This window comes from Promicromonospora sp. NPDC023805 (assembly GCF_040639635.1).
Taxonomy (GTDB): Bacteria; Actinomycetota; Actinomycetes; order Actinomycetales; family Cellulomonadaceae; genus Promicromonospora.
The window spans coordinates 24,201-43,967 of the sequence record NZ_JBFAAH010000004.1 but is presented as its reverse complement, the minus strand read 5'-3'; the positions used below and the strand labels follow the sequence as shown (position 1 = coordinate 43,967).

The window sequence follows — 19,767 nt, the reverse complement described above, 5'->3', positions numbered from 1 at the left end:
GACATTTTTCTCGAAGAGTTGCAAGTAGAATCTCTATGGCGACGCGTTCGCCATGGATCTCAGGACTCGAAGCGAACCGAAGGGGTGCCCATGCACGCGAAGGAGCGTCGACCGTCGCTCGCCGAGGTCGCGGGCGAGGCGGGTGTTTCGATCTCGACCGTGTCGAAGGTTGTGAACGGCGCGCCCGACGTCGCCGCCGCCACCCGGGTGCGCGTCGAGTCCGTGCTGCGTGACAAGCAGTACCTGTCACCCAAGCAGCGCTCCCGCAGCGACCTGGCCACGGTGGTCGTCGTGCTGGCGAGCTCCAGCATGTCGTCGCCGCTGACGGTGGAGATCCTGCGCGGCACCATGCGTGCGGCGCACGAGGCAGGCGTCGAGCTCGTCCTCCTCGACCTCCCCGACGGGGCGCCCGCTGCGGGGTGGCTGGAGCGCACGAAGCGAAACGGTCCGACGGCGGTCATCGCGTTGAAGTCCCGACTGCGGACCAAGGAGCGGGCGAAGCTCGCGAAGAACGGCGTCCCGCTCGTGGAGGTGGACACCTACCAGCTGCCCGACAGTGACTCCTACTCGGTCGGGGCGACGAACTTCGCAGGTGGGATGGCGGCGACACAGCACCTGCTCGCGCTCGGGCACACACGCATCGGCTTCCTCGGGGGTGTGGCGGACACGCAGGCGTCGCTCGCCCGCAAGCACGGGCACCTCGCCGCGCTCGCTTCTGCCGGGATCGAGGCCGGTGCCGACGTCGTCGGCGAGGGAGACTTCACCTACGAGTCGGGACTGGAGGCTGCGCACGAGCTCCTGAGCCGGACCGATCGGGTCACGGCGATCTTCGCTGCGAGCGACGCTCAGGCCGCCGGCGTGCTGGAGGCCGCTCGCCGGGCTGGACTGTTGGTCCCACGGGATCTGAGCGTCATCGGATTCGATGACCAGCTGGTCGCGCGGATGACGGCACCGCAGCTGACGACCATCCGACAGCCGTCCGAGGCGATGGGCTCGTATGCGGTCGAGGTCGCCCACAAGCTCCTCCTCGGTGTAACGCCCCCCGCGCTCCACACCGACCTCGCGACCGAGCTCGTCGTCCGCGATTCGACGGCTCCGCCGCAACATCTCGAAAATTCTTCTTGATTTTCCCGGGAGTTCTGCTACCTTCTCGCTCAGCGTGCAACGAGGCGCGTCAGGAGTTCGAAGGAGTACTTCATGCGAGCCACTCGATCCCGAGGCGTCGCCATCGCGCTCACCGGAGTTCTTGCCCTGTCCTTCAGCGCATGCGCGGGCGGCGGTAGCTCCAGCACGTCAGGGCCGGTCGATCTGAAGATGGCGCTCTGGTCATCGAACGAGGACCACCTGGCCCTGATGCAGGAGATCGGCGACGCCTATGTGGCAGAGCACGGTGACGAGGTCGCATCGCTCACGTTCGAGCCGGTCACCAACCCGGACTACATCGCAGGCCTGACGACGCAGATCGCGGGCGGCGACATCCCCGACCTCGCCTGGATCCCCGAGGCGAGCGGCCCCGAGTTCGTCGACGCAGGCATCCTGCACGACGTGCGCGACACGCTCGAGGGCACCGACGGGTACGACCTCGGCGACATCCTCCCTGTCGCGCTCGAACCGTGGCAGGACGACGACGGCGGAATCTACGCGTACCCGTTCTCCAACTCGCCGTTCGCGCTCTACGTCAACGAGGACCTCCTGGCGGAAGCCGACCAGCCCGACGTGCAGGAGCTCGTCGGCACACCGGAGTACACGTGGGAGACGATCACCGACGTCGCGGCGGCGACGAACGACGCGACGGGGGCGGTGGGGCTCAACGTGCCGGGTTTCAGCCCCACGAACTGGAGCGCAGTGACCATGCTCGGGAACGCCTGGGGGGCGGCGCCGTGGTCCGAGGACGGCGCGACGTGCGAGTTCGCGTCGCCCGAGATGATCGCCTACCTCACCTGGTACCAGGAGCAGACGAGCCGAGGCGCCATCCCAGCAGTCTCCGGGAATGCCGCGCCTGCCGCCTTCGCGAGCGGCGAAGTGGCGTTCAGCGTCGCCCAGCTCAGCCAGTCGGGCAGCCTCGACGACAGCTTCGAGTGGTCGTTCCTTCCCCTCCCGGCAGGACCTGAGGGCTACCACCCCATCGTCGGACAGGCTGGGGTGAGCGTGCTCGAGCGCAGCGCACACAAGGAGCAGGCGGCCGGGTTCCTCGCCTACCTGACGAACCCGACGAACGCCGAGCTCCTCGCGCAGTTCTTCCCTCCGCCCCGCGCGTCGCTCCTCGACGTGGAGACGCTCTCCCAGGCCGCGCCGAAGCTCTCGCCCGAGGAGATCCAGACGGCCATCATCGACGTGGTCCCTGAGGCGCAGGTGAAGCCGCAGCACGCGGTGCTCTCGCAGTTCACCGACCTGGTCCGTGCCGGCCTCGATCCCGTGTGGGCGGGCGACGACGTGGAGACCGCCGTCACCGGCATCTGCGAGCAGATCTCGCCGACGCTCAAGGGCTGACCCGAATGACCGCACGCACCTCCGAGGTGGACGACAGAAGAGCCGTACGGAGCCGCCGACGGTCCCGTTCGGACGGAAACAGTTGGCTCGGCGTGGCCTTCGTCGCGCCCCAGGTCCTGGGCGTCATCGTCCTGGGGGTCGTCCCCTTCATCTTCGTCATCTGGTACAGCTTCAACGAATGGCGGCCGCTCACCGGCGAGTTGGAGTTCATCGGACTCGACAACTACTCCCGCCTGGCCGCCGATCCGACGTTCTCCGCGTCGATCCTCGCGAGCCTGCTCTTCAGCGCGGGCGTGCTCGTGCTGAACCTCGTGATCGCGATCAGCCTCGCCGTCCTCCTCAACAGGCGGATGAGAGGCATGACGGGGTTTCGCACCATCTTCTTCTCGCCCGTCGTGGTGTCCGTCGTCGCGTGGTCCGTGACCTGGGGCTTCCTTCTCGCGCCTGACGGAGGAATCAACGGCGCCCTCCGCCTTCTCGGGATCGACGGACCGAACTGGCTCGCTGACCCCTCCACCGCGCTGATCTCGCTCGTGGTGGTGCAGGTGTTCAAGGGAGTCGGGATGAACATGGTGCTCTTCCTCGCAGCGCTGCAGGGCGTCCCGGAAGAGCTCCGGGAGGCCGCGCAGCTGGACGGCGCGACGCCGTGGAGATCGTTCTGGTCGATCACCGTCCCGATGATCGCGCCGACGATCCTGCTGACCGGGATCCTGACGACCATCGGCTCGCTCGAGGTGTTCGCGCCCGTGCAGCTCCTGACCGGCGGGGGGCCGGGGAACGCGACAAACGTCTTGCCGTTCTTCCTGTACCGCACGGCCTTCATCAGCCAGCAGTTCGGGTACGCCAGTGCGGTCGGGGTGGTGCTCTTCGCCGTCATCCTGGCCCTGACGATGCTGCAGTGGTCCACGCGCCGAAAGTGGGTGCACGATGAGGTCTGACACATCGCTAGCGAATCGGCATCGTTCGCGAGTCGCCACGATCTCGCTCTACGGGCTGCTCGTGGTGGTCTCTCTGCCCTTTCTGTACCCCACGTTGTGGATGTTCTTCTCGTCGTTCAAGCCCGCGAACGAGATCTTCCTCCAGCCGCCGAGCCTGCTTCCCCGGGACTGGACGCTGGACGGTTTCGCGCAGGTGTTCACCGCGCAGCCGTTCCTCCAGCAGTACGGCAACTCGATGTACATCGCGACCATCGTCACGGCGTCGTCGATCCTGCTCTCCGCGATGGCGGGCTACGCGTTCGCGCGCATCCGCTTCCCGCTCCGCAACGCAGCGTTCACGCTCATGCTCGCGGCGATGATGGTGCCCACCGAGGTGACGATCATCCCGGTCTTCACGGCGGTCAACGCGATGGGCCTCAACGACACCCACTGGCCGCTGATCATCCTGCCGATCTTCGGGCCGACGTCGGTGGTGTCCGTCTTCATCTTCCGGCAGCACTTCCTCTCCTTTCCGAAGGAGTACGAGGAAGCGGCCCGGCTCGACGGGGTGAGCCGAGCGGGTGTCTTCTTCCGCATCGCACTGCCCCTCGCGAAGCCGGCGATCGCCGCGGTCGGGATCATGGCGTTCTTGCGGAGCTTCAACATGTATTTCGAAGCGCTCATCTTCCTGCGCACTCCCGAGAACTTCACGCTCGGGCTCGCGATCACCCGATACCAGGACTTCTACGGAGAGCAGATGTGGAACGCGCAGCTGGGCGCCGCATCACTGACAGTCCTTCCGATCCTCGTGGTGTTCCTCGTCGCGCAGAAGCAGTTCGTGCAAGGCCTGGCGCAGACAGGGATCAAGGGGTGACCTGAGCGCGGCCTCAGCTCCGGTACGGACCGGGCGCCACCGCTGAACGAACCAATCCAGTCACGAGACAAAGGAGTCGAGATGATGCATGAGGACGAGGAACGTCCGCAGTTGCTGCCGGCGCTCAGCCGGCGAAACCTCTTGGTGGGGGCAGGCGCCGCAGCAGCGCTGCTTGCCATCGGGAACGCCGGAGCGTCGCCGGCGACGGCGACCTCGGACGGCACTGTGCTGCCGCTGGTCGCACCGCTCCGGGCTGGGCAGCCCGTACGCAGTCAGTTCGCCCCCGACGAGCAGGTCCTCGCGGCGTATCTGATGATCGTCGCTCCGCTCGCCAACAGCGTCCGAGACGTCGATCCGAACTACGGGTGGATGGAGGACGGCTGGCAACGCAGTCCGAATCAGCCGTACAACGCGCGGATCATGGAGCATGTCGCCACGCTGTCGTGGTTCTACGCCAACGACCGGCCCTGGAATCCGTACTACCGTGACCCCGCTCTGCTGGGGCGTCTGGACGCAGCACTCGGCTACTACCTCTCGCTGCAGCATGCTGACGGGTCCTACCCGGAGTACTCGCCCACCGAGCACCACCTGTCTCCGACCGGCTTCGGGACCGTCGCGCTCTCCGCGGTGCTCCGGGACCTTCGCGCCGCAGGCGATCTCTACGACCGCCGTCTGCAGATCCGCGATGCCATTCGCAAGAGCTCCGCATGGCTTGTCGACACTTCGCGGGCGCACTGGAACCGACCTGTGCAGCTGGTCAACCAGGTGGTCGGGGGACTCTCCGGTGTGGTCGAAGCCGCGCACGTCCTCGGCGAACCGGCCGTCAGCGCAGCGGTGCCGGACCGCCTGCAGATCATCCTCCGGGAGGGTCAAGCGCCTGCCGGGTTCTTCCATGAGCCGCTCGCCCCCGACGCCGGGTACAACTTCGAGGTCATGCTGTCCGACCTCGGTGCGCTGTACAAGCGACTGCCGGATCCGGCAATCGTCCAGCTCGCAGAGCGGTTCGCCGCGTGGTGGGGCTATGTAGTGGTCATGGAACCAGGACGCAACGAGGGGTTCATCCTCTCCGCGACGAGCGCCCGCAACATCATCGCGACCTTCGTGACCACACGCGAGGATGACCTTGACCGGAGCGCGCTCGCTCGCACCCTGCTGCCGCAGGTGCCCGCACTGGGTGCGTTCTTCGCCAGCTCCGAGGAGAAGACGCGGGCACGCGACGCCTGGCGGACATCGAGCGCGCCGGTGTCGCCGAGACGGAAGATGGACTCCTCCCCGCGCCTGCACATGCATGTCCCGCAGGCTCCCCTCGGGATCGCCGGGAACCAGCGAGACGCTCGAGTCGCCGCACTGCGCTATCTGCAGGAGAGCACCTTCACCGAACTTCGCAGAGGCACGCTCGACCAGCAGTACGTGTTCGTCCGACGTCCGGGTTACTACACCGCCGCTGTCTACGGAGTACGGCCGAACACGCTCCAGCGGATGGGGACTAACGCGTTCTGGCACCCCGTCGCGGGCATGCTCGCGCTGACGGTCAACAGCACAGGCCCTGATGACTGGACGACTGTCGCTGACAGCGTGGGTACGGCCTCTTCACGTGGGCCGGTGACCGCGACGCACCACGTCGGGTCGAGTGCCACCGGAGCCGTCATCTCCGCGGACGCGCTGACGGGTTACGAGGGAGTGTTCACCACGAGATACGTGACGGCCGACGCCGCCGTGCGCACCGACGTGACGCACCGTGCCGATGGGATCAGGCGTGTGCTGACCACCCCGGGAGCGTCCCGCGAACGCATCCCCCTCATCATCGGCACCGGAGACCAGGTGGCGTTCGCGAACGGCACGTCGGCGCCCTACGGACAAGAGACGATCACTGTCGCTCGAGGCCTCACCGTCACCCGCGGTGGCATGCGCTTCGTCATCGACTGGGGTGTGGATCGCGAAGCGAGATACGCGCCGATGGACAGGTCGTACCTGGGTAATCGCACCCACCGAATCCTCACGATCAGCTTCTCCGGGACGCTCACCGTCGATCTCCGCGTCGTGCCTGTGGTCTGAGGTCGCCCGGCGGGCGGAACTACCCGATATCGCGCAGCGCCGACTGCACGGCCACCGTGTCGGCGCCGTACCTGTCGTCGGCGTAGCGCTGGATGCTGCCGTCGTCGTAGACGACGGTCACCCAGACGTAGCCGTTCTCGAACGAGCCGCTGAGGCCGCCGAGGTGGTCGAACACCTCGTACTGCAGCTCGGGGGCTTCGGACTCCGGCGTGCCTGGTTCGGCCGCCCCGGCGTTGTCCGGGTCAAGCCGGGGGTCGTCGGGGAGTACGGGCTGCGCGGCCGGGGCCGCGGCGGCCTCGGTGAGATGGAAGGTCGTGCCGTCCCAGGTGCCCTCCACTGTGTAGCGACCCCACGTGGTGCCGTGCGCGGACTCGGCCTCGACGGCGTCCCAGTCCCAGCCGGCGATCTCCGGACCGCCGCACTGGGGCGGGTACGACTCGGCCACGCCGCCCAGGCAGAGCTCGGGCGGGCCGTCACCCTCCTGGAGGACGGTGGTGATGGCCGTGACCTGGCCCGACGCCGCCGGGGCAGGCGGCGCGGTCGCGGTCGGCGCGTCGCCCGACCTGCTGTCGTCCGGCGCGGAGTCGGCGGGACCGCCCTGGGCGGCGCATGCGCTCAGCAGCAGCACACCGGCCAGGCCGGTGCTGAAGAGTCGGCGTGGTGCTCGTAGCGGCTTCATACTCGGCATATGTTTGCGTGACCACGGGACTTGCACGTTCGTCGAGCTTTGGTGGCCGCGGTGTGCGCCGGCGCGTGGCGCCGGTACGACGCCCGGGTGCACGAGTTTCTCGGTAAACGCTTGCCCAATGCGCGGGTACGGGGCTAGCGTGTACACACAAGAATATGTCAAGACATAAGATCAAACGGCCTTCAGCGATCCACCGGCAGCACAGCATCCACCCGGCTACACAGCACAGGCGCTCAGGGTTGAGCGCCGACGAGGAGACACAATGAAGCGTCAGTACCTGACCCGCTCGCTCGCGACCGCGTCGATCACGATCGGCGCACTCGTGCTCGCATCGTGCTCGAGCGGTGGGGGTGGCTCCGATGACGAGGTAGTGCTCCAGCTCATGCAGTCGGGCGACGTCAACCAGGGTGGCGGCTACGCCCAGCTGGCGGAGAAGTACTTCGAGGAGACCGGCGTGCGCGTCGAGGTCGTCGAGGTGCCGAACGACGACCTGCGTACGCGTCTGCGCACGTCAGCGCAGGCGAACGACCTGCCGGCCCTGGCGGCGTCGCCGTCGACCGACCCGGCCTGGACGGAGCGCCTGCTCGACCTGACCGACGTCTTCGACGAGGTCGGTGTCATCGACACGCTCGCGGTCGCCGACCCCGCCGACGACAAGGTCAAGGCGCTGCCGACCACCCTCACCGCCGTCGGCATGTTCCTCAACAAGTCGCTGTGGGACGAGGCAGGCGTCGAGTACCCGACGACGCTCGAAGAGCAGTGGACGTGGGACGAGTACGTCGAGAAGTCGAGCGAGGTCGTCGAGAAGACCGACGCGGAGTACGGCGCCGTCATGGACGGCTCAGCGCACCGCCTGCGCGCCTTCATGTTCGAGTTCGGCAGCGAAGGCGTCACCGAGCAGCCCGACGGCACCTGGGCGCTCGACGAGAAGGGCGCCGAGGCGCTCGGGTACTTCAAGAAGCTGCACGAGGACGGCGTCATGCCGCAGGCCGTGTGGGGCGCCGCCGACGACCCGAGCGCGACGTTCAAGTCGGGTCGCGTCGCGGGCTACATGTCGGGTGTCTGGCAGATCGCCGACTTCCAGGAGACCATCACGGACTTCGAGTGGGTCTCCGTGCCGCTGCCGCAGCAGCCGGTGCGCGCTACCAACTACGGTGCGGCGTCGTGGCTCGTGGCGTTCGACGGTACAGGCGTCGAGGAGGAGACCCTCGCCTTCATCAAGTGGCTGTACTCGGAGGAGAACTACCGCGAGTACTGCGAGATCTCGGGATGCCTGCCCGTGCTGGACGGTCTCGACGTCAGCTACAAGGACGACGCGTACGCGTTCGACCTGTACAACGGTGAGATCGCCGAGTCCCCGGCGATCTCGGCGGTCCAGACGACCGACGGCGTGCTGAACGGCTACGAGGGCAAGGCGATCGACTCCGAGCCCCTCTTCGACGAGACCGTCAAGCTCATCAACGACGAGCAGACGCTCGAGCAGACCGTGGAGAACATCAACAAGGCCTCGACCGAGCAGATGGCCGACTGATCGCGACGCACGAAAAAGGCTCCCCATGACTCTCACCACCTCGGGTTCGTCCTCCTCCTCCGCCGCCCGCGTGGCGGAGGAGGACGGGCGGCGCGTCCGGCGTCGCCGACACAGCCGCTACCTCCTCGCGCCCTTCATCTTCACGGTCGGCACAGCCGTGCTGTTCGCGCTGTTCTTCCTGTGGCCAGGCGTGCTCGGCCTGTCGTACTCGCTCACCGACTACCGCGGGTGGGGAGATCTCGAGTTCGTCGGGCTCGCCAACTACCTCGAGCTGTTCCAGGACAGCGAGTTCTACCAGTCGCTCGGGCGCACGTTCGTGTACGCCGTGTTCTCGGTGCCGGTCGGCTACTGCCTGGCGCTCGCCATGGCGGTGGCCCTCACCTCGAAGGGCGCACGGGGCAAGACGCCGGCCCGCATCATCTTCTTCATGCCGTGGCTCGTGTCGCCGATCATCGCCGGTGTCATCTGGCGGTGGATGTTCGGCGAGAGCTTCGGGTTCGTCAACTACATCATCCAGCTGCTGGGCGGCGAGGCGGTGCCCTGGGCGAGCAACGCCGACCTGTCGCTGTTCGTCGCGGTGCTCGCGTCCGCGTGGGGCGGCGCCGCCTTCAACATGCTGCTGTTCATCGCGGCGATCAGCAACGTGCCGCAGTCGTACTACGAGGCCGCGGAGCTCGACGGCGCGAACGGCTGGGAGCGGTTCTGGTACATCACGCTGCCGTCCATCGCTCCGACCTCCGTGCTCGTCATCCTGCTCTCGTCGCTCGGCTCGATGAAGGAGTTCGCGATGATCCAGGCACTCAACGGCGGTGGGCCCGGCACCCAGAACCGCCTGGTCGTGCAGTACATCTACGAGACCGGGTTCGAACGCTCGCTCGTCGGATATGCGGCCGCGGCTTCGATGGTCCTGCTGGTCATCCTCATGGTCATCGCGATCATCCAGCTCCGTATCAGCAAGAGGAACAACGCATGGTGACGACGGACACGCCCACGGTGGCTCCGAAGAAGTACGCGAAGCCGGGACGGCGCCAGCTCGGCGAGATCCGCCGCAGCATCTTTCCGACCACGATGCTGTGGGTCATCGCCGTACTCATGGCGTTCCCCCTGCTGTGGTTCCTGCTGTCGTCGTTCAAGCCGGGCGGAGAGCTGTTCACCTACCCGCTGTCGTTCTTCCCGCGCGAATGGACGCTCGCGGGATACGAGGACGCCTTCGAACGCGTCGACTTCCTGCGCTACTTCAGCAACACGCTCGTCGTGGCGACCGTGTCGACGGCCATCACGGTGTTCCTGTGCGCGTCGACGGGTTATGCACTCGCCAAGTACAAGAACCCGTGGCTCAACGTCCTCGGCCTGTGCATCCTGTCGATGACCATGCTGCCGGGCGAGGTGATCCTCAACCCGCTGTTCATCGTCGTGCGCGACCTCGGCATGTACAACTCGCTGCTGGGCGTCATCATGCCGTCGGTACTCACCCCGACCGGTGTGTTCATGTTCCGCCAGTTCTTCCTGACGATCCCCGACGAGCTCCTGGATGCCGCGCGCATCGACGGCGCGAGCGAGTACCGCATCTTCCTTGGCATCATGCTGCCGCTGGCGCGGCCCATCATGCTCACGCTCGCGATCGTGTCGTTCCACTGGCGCTGGAACGACTACATCCTGCCGCTCATCATCCTGGGCGATCCCGACCAGTTCACCCTGCAGATCGCCCTGCGTGCGCTCGTCGGCGCCGAGAACATCAACTGGAGCGTGCTGCTGGCGGCCTCGGTGCTGTCGATGATCCCGCTCGTGCTGCTCTACCTCGTGTTCCAGAAGTACATCACCTCGTCGAACATCAACGCCGGACTCAAGGACTGAGCAGTGCACGTACAGGTGTCCTCGATCCTGGGAAGGGTCGACCGGTGGCTCGGCGAGTACCTGGCCGACGCCGTCATCGCCGGGTCCGTGCCGCTCGACGTCGCGGCATGGACCGTGCCGGGCGAGCCGGGCGGCGCGGGCGAACCCGTCGCGTTCGCCGACGTGCCTGATCCCGCGACGTTCGCGCCGGTCGCCCCCGCCTTCGAGTGGGGGCGACCCTGGGGCACCACCTGGTTCCAGGCGTCCGGACGGGTACCGGCGGACTGGGCTCCCGACGACAGGCACCGCGTCGAGCTCTCCCTCGACCTCGGGTTCGACGGCGCGAAACCGGGGTTCCAGTGCGAAGGGCTGGTGCGCACTCCTGCCGGGCGCGTGGTGAAGGGCCTCGAACCCCGCAACCATCACGTGCCGCTCGAGGCGGGTCCCGGCGAGCCGTTCGCCTTCCTCGTCGAGGCCGCCGCCAACCCGGACCTGTCGGGCGGCGACGACTTCAAGGGCGCACGGGCCTACGCGCCGACGCCGCTCGGCGACCCGGGAAGTGCGCCCGACGCGCCGCTGTACCGGCTGGGGCGGCTCGAGATCCGGCGGGTCGACACCGAGGTCGAACGCCTGATCCGCGAGGTGACCGTGCTGCGCGGCCTCGCGCTGGAGCTGAGCGAGCACGAGCCGCGCCGGGCCGCACTGCTGGCGGGCCTGGACCACGCGCTCGACGAGCTCGACCCGGGCGACCCCGCAGCAGCGGCGCCCGCCGCGCGGGAGGTGCTCGCCCCCCTGCTCGCCTCGCCGGCCGCCGCGTCGGCGCACCGCATCGTCGCGACCGGCCACGCGCACATCGACTCGGCCTGGCTGTGGCCCAGCCGGGAGACCGTACGGAAGGTCACCCGGACCTTCGCGAACGTCGTCGACCTGATGGACCGTGACCCCGACGCCGTCTTCACGAGCTCGTCGGCACAGCACTTCGCCTGGCTCAAGCGCCAGGAGCCCGAGCTGTACACCCGGGTGAAGCAGCGCGTCGCGGAGGGCCGCATCGTCCCGGTCGGCAACATGTGGGTCGAGTCAGACGTCAACATGCCGTCGGGGGAGTCGCTGGCGCGCCAGCTGCTGCAGGGGACGCGCTTCTTCGAGCGCGAGTTCGGCGCGCGCAGCGACGTCGGCTGGCTGCCGGACTCGTTCGGCTACCCGGGCGCGCTGCCGCAGCTGCTGCGCAAGGCGGGGCTGCGCTGGTTCTTCACGCAGAAGATGTGCTGGAACGACAGCAACCCGATGCCGCACCACACGTTCCTCTGGGAAGGTATCGACGGCACGCGCATCCTCACGCACTTCCCGCCGAACAACACCTACAGCGGCGACATGCGGCCCACCGAGCTCGCCCGCAGCGTGCGCAACTTCGCCGACCACGCCGGTGCCTCGCACTCGCTCATGCCGTTCGGGTACGGCGACGGCGGCGGGGGACCGACGCGCGAGATGATGTGGGACGCGCGCCTGCAGGCCGACCTCGAGGGCTCGCCGCGGGTCCGGTTCGGCACCGCCGACGTACTGTTCGGCACCATCGAGCGCGAGTACGCGAGCCCGCCCGTCTGGTCGGGCGAGATGTACCTCGAGTTCCATCGAGGCATCTACACCTCGCAGGCACGGACCAAGCGAGGCAACCGGCGCAACGAGCAGCTGCTCGTGGAGGCCGAGCTCTGGTCGGCGAGCGCCGCCGTGCGCACGGGTGCGCCGTATCCGTACGACGAGCTCGACGAGCTGTGGCAGGAGGTGCTGCTGCTGCAGTTCCACGACATCCTGCCCGGCACCGCCATCGCGTGGGTGCACCGGGAGGCAGAGGCCTCGCACGAGCGCGTCACCGAGCGGCTGGAAGGGCTCGTCGACGGCGCGCTGCGTGCGCTCGCGGGCGAGGGGACGCGCAGTCTCGCGGTCAACGCGGCGCCGTTCGCGGCTTCGGGCGTTCCCGCGTTCGGCGGGGCAACGGACGTCGCTGCGGCTGCGGCTGTGGCTGCAGTCGTGCTGCCGGACGGCGGCGTCGAGCTGACCTCACCCGGTCTGCGGGTAGTGATCACCGCGAACGGCCTGATCGCACACGTGGTCGACCTCGCGTCCGGACGCGACCTCGTACCGCCGGGCATGGCGGCGAACCTGCCGCAGCTGCACGTGGACGCCCCGGCCAGGTGGGACGCGTGGGACCTCGACCGGTCCTACCGCGCGAACGCCGTCGACCTCGTCGACGGCACGGTGACCCTGCACGACGACGGCAGCGTGCGCATCGAGCGGGCGTTCGGCAGCAGCAGCCTGACGCAGACGGTGACGGTCGTCGACTCCGCTGTGCACATCCGCACGGAGGTCGACTGGCACGAGCGCCGCCGCATGCTCAAGCTCGCGTTCCCGCTCGACGTCCACGCGCAGGACGCCGCGTACGAGACGCAGTTCGGGTACGTGCGCCGCCCGCTGCACGCCAACACGTCGTGGGACGCCGCACGCTACGAGGTGTGCGCGCACCGGTGGGTGCACGTGGGCGAGCCCGGCTTCGGCGTCGCCGTGGCCAACGACGGCGTCTACGGGCACGACGTCACGCGCGACAGCGTGGACGGCAGGGTCGTCACCACAGTGCGGCAGTCGCTCCTGCGCGCGCCGACCTTCCCCGATCCGGAGGCCGACCAGGGAAAGCACGCCTTCACCACGGTGCTCGCGCCGGCCCCGACGACCGACGAGGCGCTGCGCGCGGGAGCCGTTCTCGGCGCCCCGCTGCGCCGGATCACGGGTGCCGCTGCGCCGGTCCCCGTCGTCACGGTCGCCGGCGTCGACGGTGCGCCGACCTCCGCCGTCGTCTCGGCGGTCAAGCTCGCCGACGACCGCTCCGGCGACCTGGTCGTGCGGGTCTACGAGAGCCGCGGTGCGCGCACCCGCGCGACGCTGCATGCCGACTTCGCGGTCGCCGAGGTGCGCGAGTGCGACCTCGTCGAGACGCCGCTCCCCGACGGGACTGCGGCCGTGGTCGACGGCGGGGGCGACGGCGCGGGCATCGTGCTGCGCCCGTTCGAGGTGCTGACGCTCAGGTTGAGAAGGGAACACGCATGACCGAGGTGGACGAGGCGTTTCGCCGTGCGGTGATCGAGGCAGCGGACGCGGCGGTGGACGGAGCGCTCGCCACGGCGTCGGCCGACGTCGATCCGGGGCACATCGGGCTGTACCGCGCCACGATGCAGCGCATCAAGCTGCTCGTCGCCGCGTACCTCGCCGACGGCGGGCGCCACACCGGGGACGCCGCGCTCGTCTCGCGTGCCGTCGCGCACGCGGAGGCGCTCGCGGGTATGCAGGGGGCGGCCGGCCTGTTCGTCGGCGGGGACAACATCGAGTCGCCGCCGGACACCGGCTTCGCGATCAACGACGTGTGCGACACGCTCGAGCTGATCCGCCGCGCCGCCACGCCTGCGCTGGCGCCGCTCGACGAGCTGCTCGGCGTGATCGCCGATGCGGCGGCGCCCGCCATGGTCGCCGGCGGGGTGCACACGCCCAACCACCGGTGGGAGCTCACGGCGGTACTCGCGAGGCTGCACCGGCGTCGCGCGGACCCGGCAGTCCGTGCTCGGGCCGAGCTCTGGCTCGCCGAGGGGATCGACCTGCAGAGCGACGGGATGTACTCGGAGCGCAGCGCGGTCTACGCGGTGTTCGTGTCGAACCCGTCGCTCGCCCTGATCGGAGACGTCTTCGACCGCCCGGACCTGCACGACGTGGTGGTGCGCAACCTCGAGGCCACGCTCGGGCTGATCCTCCCTGACGGCACCGTCGAGACGGTGCACTCGCGGCGCCAGGACCAGCGCGGCGAGCTGTTCCCGCTCGCGCCGTACCTGGTGGCGTACCGGCGGTTCGCGATCGAGCGCGCACGCGGCGATCTCGCCTGGGCGGCGGAGCATGCCGCCGCGCAGGGCATCATCGAACCCCAGACGGTGCTCACCGAGCTGCTGCTCGACCCGCGCCTCGCGGAACCTCTTCCCGACGCCGAACCGCCTGCTCCGACGCGCCGTGCGGAGTGGGCGGCGTCGCGGCTCCTCGTGGACGCGAACCCGGCGCGGACGCTGGTGCTCTACGGCGGGTCGGACTACCCCCGCCAGCGGCGTATCCGCTCGGGGCTGGCGAACAACCCGACCTTCCTGCGGCTGTTCGCGGGGGAGGTGGTCCTCGACTCGGTGCGCCTGTCCCGCGACTTCTTCGGGCTCGGCCCGTTCCGCGCGGCGGAGATCGAGCACGACGGCTCCGCTGTGGTGCTCGTCGAGCGGCTGGAGGGGAGCTACTACCAGCCGCTCGCGGAAGGTGACCGGCGAGCCGACGGCGCATACGACCTGGCCGACGAGAGCCGGTTCTCCGCGGCGATGTCCTTCGCGGACCGGCGGACCGAGACCGTGGTGCTGCGCACGCGGATCGCCGCGCGGCCGACCGCTGACGGCGTCGAGCTCGAGATCACCACCGACGGGCCAGGGCTGCCGTGGGCGCTCGAGCTCGCGTTTCGCGCCGGCGGTACGTTCGAGGGCGCGGCGGAGATCTCCGACGGCGTCGTGCGGCTCGACTCGGGTACCGCGCGTTACCGCGTGGGTGGTAGCGCCGTCGAGTTCGGCCCGGGCGCGGGCGGAGCAGGGCCGGCCCGCTACCAGCCGGGGGAGGACTACACCTACCTCGGGGCGACCGATGCGGTGGGCGGTAGCCGGGCGTACATCGTCGGCAGCTCTCCTGGGGTCGCGCGCGTCTTCGTTCGCGCCGTCTGAGGGCGTCGCCGATACCGGCGCGCCGTGCCGTCCTGGGCGTGGTTCGTCGGTCGGGCACCGGGCGCCATCGGCTGACCGCGAGAGACTTGGGCAGTGCAGCACGACGACGAAGAGGTCCTGTCCGGAGGGTTCGTCTCGACCGTGACCCGGCGGGGCGACGAGGTGCATCGGTCGATGGCGGAGCGGCACGAGTACGTGCACGAGCTGCTGCGGTTTCTCGAGCAGCGCGGCTGGAGCGGCGCACCCCGGCTCCTGCGGGTCGAGGCGCCCGCGACGGAGGTGCTCAGCTACCTGGACGGTCTCAGCGGGGCGGACGACGCCGTGCGGCGGGCGGCGTCGGACCCGTCCTGCTTGGCCGCGCTCGCGCGCCTGGTGCGCGAGCTGCACGATCTGACGGCCGGCACCTCGCTCGCCGGCGACTCTGAGGTGGTGTGTCACCACGACATCGACCCTCGCAACACAGTGTTCCGGCAGGGGGCGAGCGGGATCAGGCCGGTCGCGTTCATCGACTGGGACCTCGCGGGGCCGGGCCGGCGGATCGAGGACGTGGCGCACCTGGTCTGGCAGGTCGTCCCGCTGGGGCCGGGGACCGAGGTCGGCCGCGCGGCACGGGCGCTCCTGGTGGTGTGCCAGGCCTACGGATCGCTGGACCGATCGGATCTCGTGCCGACCACGCTCTGGTGGCAGCGTCGGTGCGCCGACGGCATCGAAGCCGGTGCGCGGGCCGGTGAACCCGCCATGGTCCGGCTCGTCGAGCTGGGCGTTCCGGACGACGTGCGGCGCCAGGCGGCCTGGACCGCGGAGCATGCGGAGGAGCTCGGACAGCTTCTCTGACATCGGTCTGCCGCGGGTCGACGACGCCGCACGTCCGGGGCACACTGGCAGCGGCGCGGACACCGAGGTCCGACAGCCGGAGCGAAGGGCACCACATGGCCGACTACGCGGACGTCCACCGACGCAGCCTCGCCGACCCCGAGGGGTTCTGGGGCGAGCAGGCAGCCCTGGTCTCGTGGTTCCGCAGGCCCACCCGCGTGCTCGACGCCGACAGCCCGCCGTTCTACCGCTGGTTCCCCGACGGCAGGCTGAACACCTGCTACAACGCGCTGGACCGGCACGTCATCGCGGGGCGCGGCGACCAGGCCGCGCTGATCTACGACAGCCCGGTCACGGAGACCTCCCGGACGGTCACCTACGCGACGCTGCTGCAGGACGTCGCGGCGTTCGCCGGTGCCCTGCGCGACCTCGGCGTCGAGCAGGGTGACCGCGTGGTGATCTACATGCCGATGGTGCCGGAGGCCGTCGTCGCCATGCTCGCCTGCGCGCGGCTGGGCGCCGTGCACTCCGTGGTGTTCGGCGGGTTCGCCGCGAACGAGCTGGCCCTGCGGATCGACGACGCGCAGCCGAAGGTCGTGGTCTCGGCGTCGTGCGGCATCGAACCCACCAGGGTCGTGGAGTACAAGCCGCTGCTCGACCGGGCCCTGGAGCTGGCCGACCACGAGCCGTCGTCGTGCGTGGTGCTGCAGCGGCCGCAGGCCACCGCGACGCTCGTCGAGGGACGGGACCTGGACTGGGTCACCGCCATGCACGCCGGCCGGACCAACCCCGCGCCGTGCGCGGAGGTCGCGGCGACGGATCCGCTCTACATCCTGTACACGTCGGGCACGACGGGGAAGCCCAAGGGCATCCTGCGCGACAACGGCGGCCACGCCGTCGCGCTGGCCTGGTCGATGCGCAACGTGTATGACATCAGTGCCGGCCAGGTCTGGTGGACGGCGTCCGACGTCGGCTGGGTGGTCGGCCACTCGTACATCGTCTACGGGCCGCTGATCGCGGGCGCCACGACCGTGCTGTACGAGGGCAAGCCCGTCGGCACGCCCGACGCCGGGGCGTTCTGGCGGGTCGTCGCCGAGCACGGCGTCGAGGCCCTGTTCACCGCACCGACGGCGATCCGGGCGATCAAGAAGGAGGACCCGGAGGGAATCCTCGTGGCGAGCCACGACCTCTCCTCCCTGCGGCACCTGTTCCTCGCGGGGGAGCGGCTCGACCCCGGCACGTACGAGTGGGCGGGCGGCATCCTCGGCGTGCCGGTGATCGACCACTGGTGGCAGACGGAGACCGGCTGGGCGGTCGTCGCCAACCTGCGCGGGCTGGACCCGATGCCCACCCGGCCCGGGTCGCCGTCGGTCCCGGTGCCCGGTTTTGACGTGCAGGTGCTGCTGCCCGACGGCACGGTCGCGGGGCCCGGGCAGGAGGGCAGCCTCGCGATCAAGCTGCCGCTCCCGCCGGGCACCCTGCAGACGCTGTGGCGCGACGACGCCCGCTACGTGGCGTCGTACCTCGCCGCCTACGACGGCTACTACCTCTCGGGCGACGGCGGCTACATCGACGACGACGGGTACGTCTATGTCATGGGTCGCACCGACGACGTCATCAACGTGGCCGGGCACCGGTTGTCCACCGGGGCGATCGAGGGGGTGCTCGCGGCCCATCCCGCCGTGGCGGAGTGCGCGGTGATCGGCGCCGCCGACGCCCTCAAGGGCCAGGTGCCGCGCGGGCTCGTGGTCCTCAAGGCGGGCGCCGACCCAGAGGGCGTCGCGGCGGAGCTCGTCGCCGCGGTGCGTGACCAGATCGGCCCGGTCGCTGCGTTCAAGGACGTCGAGATCGTCGCTGGGCTGCCGAAGACCCGCTCGGGCAAGATCCTGCGGCGCACCATGCGCCAGCTGGCCGACGGCGAGCACCCGGCCGTGCCGTCGACAATCGAGGACCCGGCAGTGCTGACGGCCCTGGAGCCGGTGCTGCGGCGGGAGTGACATCTGTCATGCGTCGACCGGGCATTCCTCCGGGAGATGTCGTGATCGGCGACACTTACCGGCGCGCGCGTATCGGCCGAGGGTGGGTACATGAGACGAAACCACGTCAGCTCCCCACATCCGGACCCGACCGGTGCGCCGTCCCAGGGCACGTCCGACGACGCGCAGCAGCGCGTCCGACCACGACGAGCGCGCGGCGGGGGTGTTGCCCTGCTGGCCGTGGCACTGGCCGGTGCGCTCGCGGTGCCCGCCGCCGCGGCCGCCGTCCGGCCGGACGGCGCCGAACCTGACGACGCGCCCGCGGCGCAGGTCGAGTGGGGCGAGTGTCCTGCCGACGTCGCGGCCGAGGCGGCTCCCTACGTCCTGACCTGCGCCAAGGTGACCGTGCCGCTGGACTACGCAGACCCCGACGGCGAGCAGATAGCGCTCCAGCTCTCCCGGCTGGCCAGCGACAACCCGGCCGAGCGCCGCGGGGTGCTCCTGCTCAACCCCGGCGGGCCGGGCGGATCCGGGCTCACGCAGTCCACGCTCCTGATGTCGCGTGGCCTGCCCGACAGCGTGCTGGACGCCTACGACCTGATCGGCATGGACACCCGCGGGGTGGGCCACTCGACCCGTATCGACTGCGGGTTCACCGCAGGCGGCGGCTACTTCAGCAACGTCCCGCCGTATGCGGTCGACGACGCCGCGGTCGTCAAGCACGCGAAGGTCGTCAAGGCCGCGGCCGAGCAGTGCGCCGCCCACGACGAGAACGGGCTGCTCCGCCACGTCTCGACGGCCAACATGGCTCGCGACCTGGACAGCATCCGCGCGGCGCTGGGCGAGGAGAAGGCCAGCTACCTCGGCTACTCGTACGGTTCCGCGCTGGGCGCCGCGTACGCGTCGATGTTCCCCGAGACTGCCGACCGGGTGGTGCTCGACAGCAACGTGGGCGACACGCACCTGAACCAGGAGGGCCTGCGCAGGTTCGCCCAGGGGATGGAGCAGACGTTCCCCGACTTCGCCAAGTGGGCGGCCAAGCGGGATACCGCCTACGGGCTGGGCAGGACGCCCGCGCAGGTGCGCGCCACGTACTTCGAGACCGCCGAGGAGCTCGACCGCAACCCGGTGCTGGGGGTCAACGGCGCTCTGTTCCGGCAGGTCGTCTTCGGTGGGCTCTACAGCCCGCTGAGCTACGGCCGTACGGCGCAGACCTGGCAGTCACTGCGGGACGGTGACGCCGCTGCCGCGCGCAGCCTGTTGGACAGCAACCTCCTCGACGGTGTCCTGTCCGACGGCGCCGCCGCCGCCGGAGACGAGGCGTCGCCGCTCTCCAACGCCCTGTCGGTGTTCGCCGCGTCGACCTGCAACGACAGCGAGTGGCCCGAGGACGTGAGGTCGTACCGCCGGGCAGTGGCCGAGGACCGCGAGAAGTTCCAGTTGTTCGGCGCCGCGTCGGCCAACATCCTGCCCTGCGCCTACTGGTCCGAGCCCGTCGAGCCGCCGGTGCAGATCTCCGCCGAGGGCCCGCGCAACGTGCTGATCCTGCAGAACCGCCGTGACCCGGTCACCCCGCTGGCCGGTGGCCGGCGGCTGCACGAGAAGTTCGGCGACCGGTCCCGGCTGGTGACCGTCGACGGCAGCGGCCACGGCGTCTACGCGCTCGGCGACAACGCGTGCGCCCTGAACATCGGGACGACCTACCTGGTCGAGGGCAAGCTGCCCCGGCGCGACGTCGCCTGCCCGGCGGGCTGACGGGTCGGGTAGGCGGGAGCGCGCGGTCCTCCGGGATCGCGCGCTCCAGCCGTCGTC

At 69.7% G+C, this 19,767-nt stretch carries 14 protein-coding genes; 13 read left to right on the top strand and 1 reads right to left on the bottom strand.

The annotated features are described in order from the left end of the window. Nucleotides 1-90: 90 nt before the first annotated feature. From AB0F70_RS06360 to AB0F70_RS06340, 5 genes are all read left to right on the top strand, one after another. On the top strand, nt 91-1,125 hold the full coding sequence (locus tag AB0F70_RS06360; protein WP_357444871.1) for a LacI family DNA-binding transcriptional regulator: 1,035 nt from the start codon (nt 91-93) through the stop codon (nt 1,123-1,125). 72 nt (nt 1,126-1,197) lie between these two features. Beyond that, on the top strand, nt 1,198-2,490 hold the full coding sequence (locus AB0F70_RS06355) for an extracellular solute-binding protein (RefSeq protein ID WP_357444868.1): 1,293 nt from the start codon (nt 1,198-1,200) through the stop codon (nt 2,488-2,490). Nucleotides 2,491-2,582: 92 nt separating this feature from the next. After that, nucleotides 2,583-3,428 (top strand): sugar ABC transporter permease, encoded by an 846-nt coding sequence (locus tag AB0F70_RS06350; RefSeq protein ID WP_357444865.1) that lies wholly within the window; start codon nt 2,583-2,585, stop codon nt 3,426-3,428. Next, a complete protein-coding gene (locus AB0F70_RS06345) occupies nt 3,418-4,281 on the top strand; it encodes a carbohydrate ABC transporter permease (RefSeq protein ID WP_357444862.1) in 864 nt (287 codons plus the stop codon). The genes AB0F70_RS06350 and AB0F70_RS06345 overlap by 11 nt, the downstream gene beginning before the upstream one ends. A gap of 81 nt (nt 4,282-4,362) precedes the next feature. Next, nucleotides 4,363-6,336 carry a twin-arginine translocation signal domain-containing protein gene (locus AB0F70_RS06340; RefSeq protein ID WP_357444859.1) on the top strand — a complete coding sequence of 658 codons (1,974 nt, stop codon included), beginning with the start codon at nt 4,363-4,365 and terminating at the stop codon, nt 6,334-6,336. 19 nt (nt 6,337-6,355) lie between these two features. Here the strand turns inward: AB0F70_RS06340 and AB0F70_RS06335 are convergent, their stop codons facing one another. Next, a complete protein-coding gene (locus AB0F70_RS06335) occupies nt 6,356-7,015 on the bottom strand; it encodes a hypothetical protein (RefSeq protein WP_357444856.1) in 660 nt (219 codons plus the stop codon). 271 nt (nt 7,016-7,286) lie between these two features. Here AB0F70_RS06335 and AB0F70_RS06330 point away from each other — a divergent pair, with 271 nt between their 5' ends. The 8 genes from AB0F70_RS06330 (at nt 7,287) to AB0F70_RS06295 (ending at nt 19,710) form a co-directional block, all read left to right on the top strand. After that, on the top strand, nt 7,287-8,555 hold the full coding sequence (locus AB0F70_RS06330; protein WP_357444853.1) for an extracellular solute-binding protein: 1,269 nt from the start codon (nt 7,287-7,289) through the stop codon (nt 8,553-8,555). A gap of 25 nt (nt 8,556-8,580) precedes the next feature. Next, a complete protein-coding gene (locus AB0F70_RS06325; protein WP_357444850.1) occupies nt 8,581-9,531 on the top strand; it encodes a sugar ABC transporter permease in 951 nt (316 codons plus the stop codon). Then, nucleotides 9,525-10,409 carry a carbohydrate ABC transporter permease gene (locus AB0F70_RS06320; protein ID WP_357444847.1) on the top strand — a complete coding sequence of 295 codons (885 nt, stop codon included), beginning with the start codon at nt 9,525-9,527 and terminating at the stop codon, nt 10,407-10,409. The genes AB0F70_RS06325 and AB0F70_RS06320 overlap by 7 nt, the downstream gene beginning before the upstream one ends. Before the next feature lie 3 nt (nt 10,410-10,412). Beyond that, nucleotides 10,413-13,484, top strand: a complete 3,072-nt coding sequence (locus AB0F70_RS06315) for a glycoside hydrolase family 38 C-terminal domain-containing protein (protein WP_357444844.1) — start codon at nt 10,413-10,415, stop codon at nt 13,482-13,484. Then, nucleotides 13,481-15,166, top strand: a complete 1,686-nt coding sequence (locus AB0F70_RS06310) for a hypothetical protein (protein ID WP_357444841.1) — start codon at nt 13,481-13,483, stop codon at nt 15,164-15,166. The genes AB0F70_RS06315 and AB0F70_RS06310 overlap by 4 nt, the downstream gene beginning before the upstream one ends. A 93-nt stretch (nt 15,167-15,259) precedes the next feature. Next, the gene (locus AB0F70_RS06305; protein ID WP_357444838.1) at nt 15,260-16,000 is read left to right on the top strand and encodes a phosphotransferase; all 741 of its coding nucleotides are present in this window, start codon (nt 15,260-15,262) and stop codon (nt 15,998-16,000) included. A 95-nt stretch (nt 16,001-16,095) separates the two neighbouring features. Next, the gene (locus AB0F70_RS06300) at nt 16,096-17,976 is read left to right on the top strand and encodes a propionyl-CoA synthetase (protein ID WP_357444835.1); all 1,881 of its coding nucleotides are present in this window, start codon (nt 16,096-16,098) and stop codon (nt 17,974-17,976) included. Between the two features lie 90 nt (nt 17,977-18,066). Beyond that, a complete protein-coding gene (locus tag AB0F70_RS06295; RefSeq protein WP_357444832.1) occupies nt 18,067-19,710 on the top strand; it encodes an alpha/beta hydrolase in 1,644 nt (547 codons plus the stop codon). Nucleotides 19,711-19,767 lie beyond the last annotated feature (57 nt).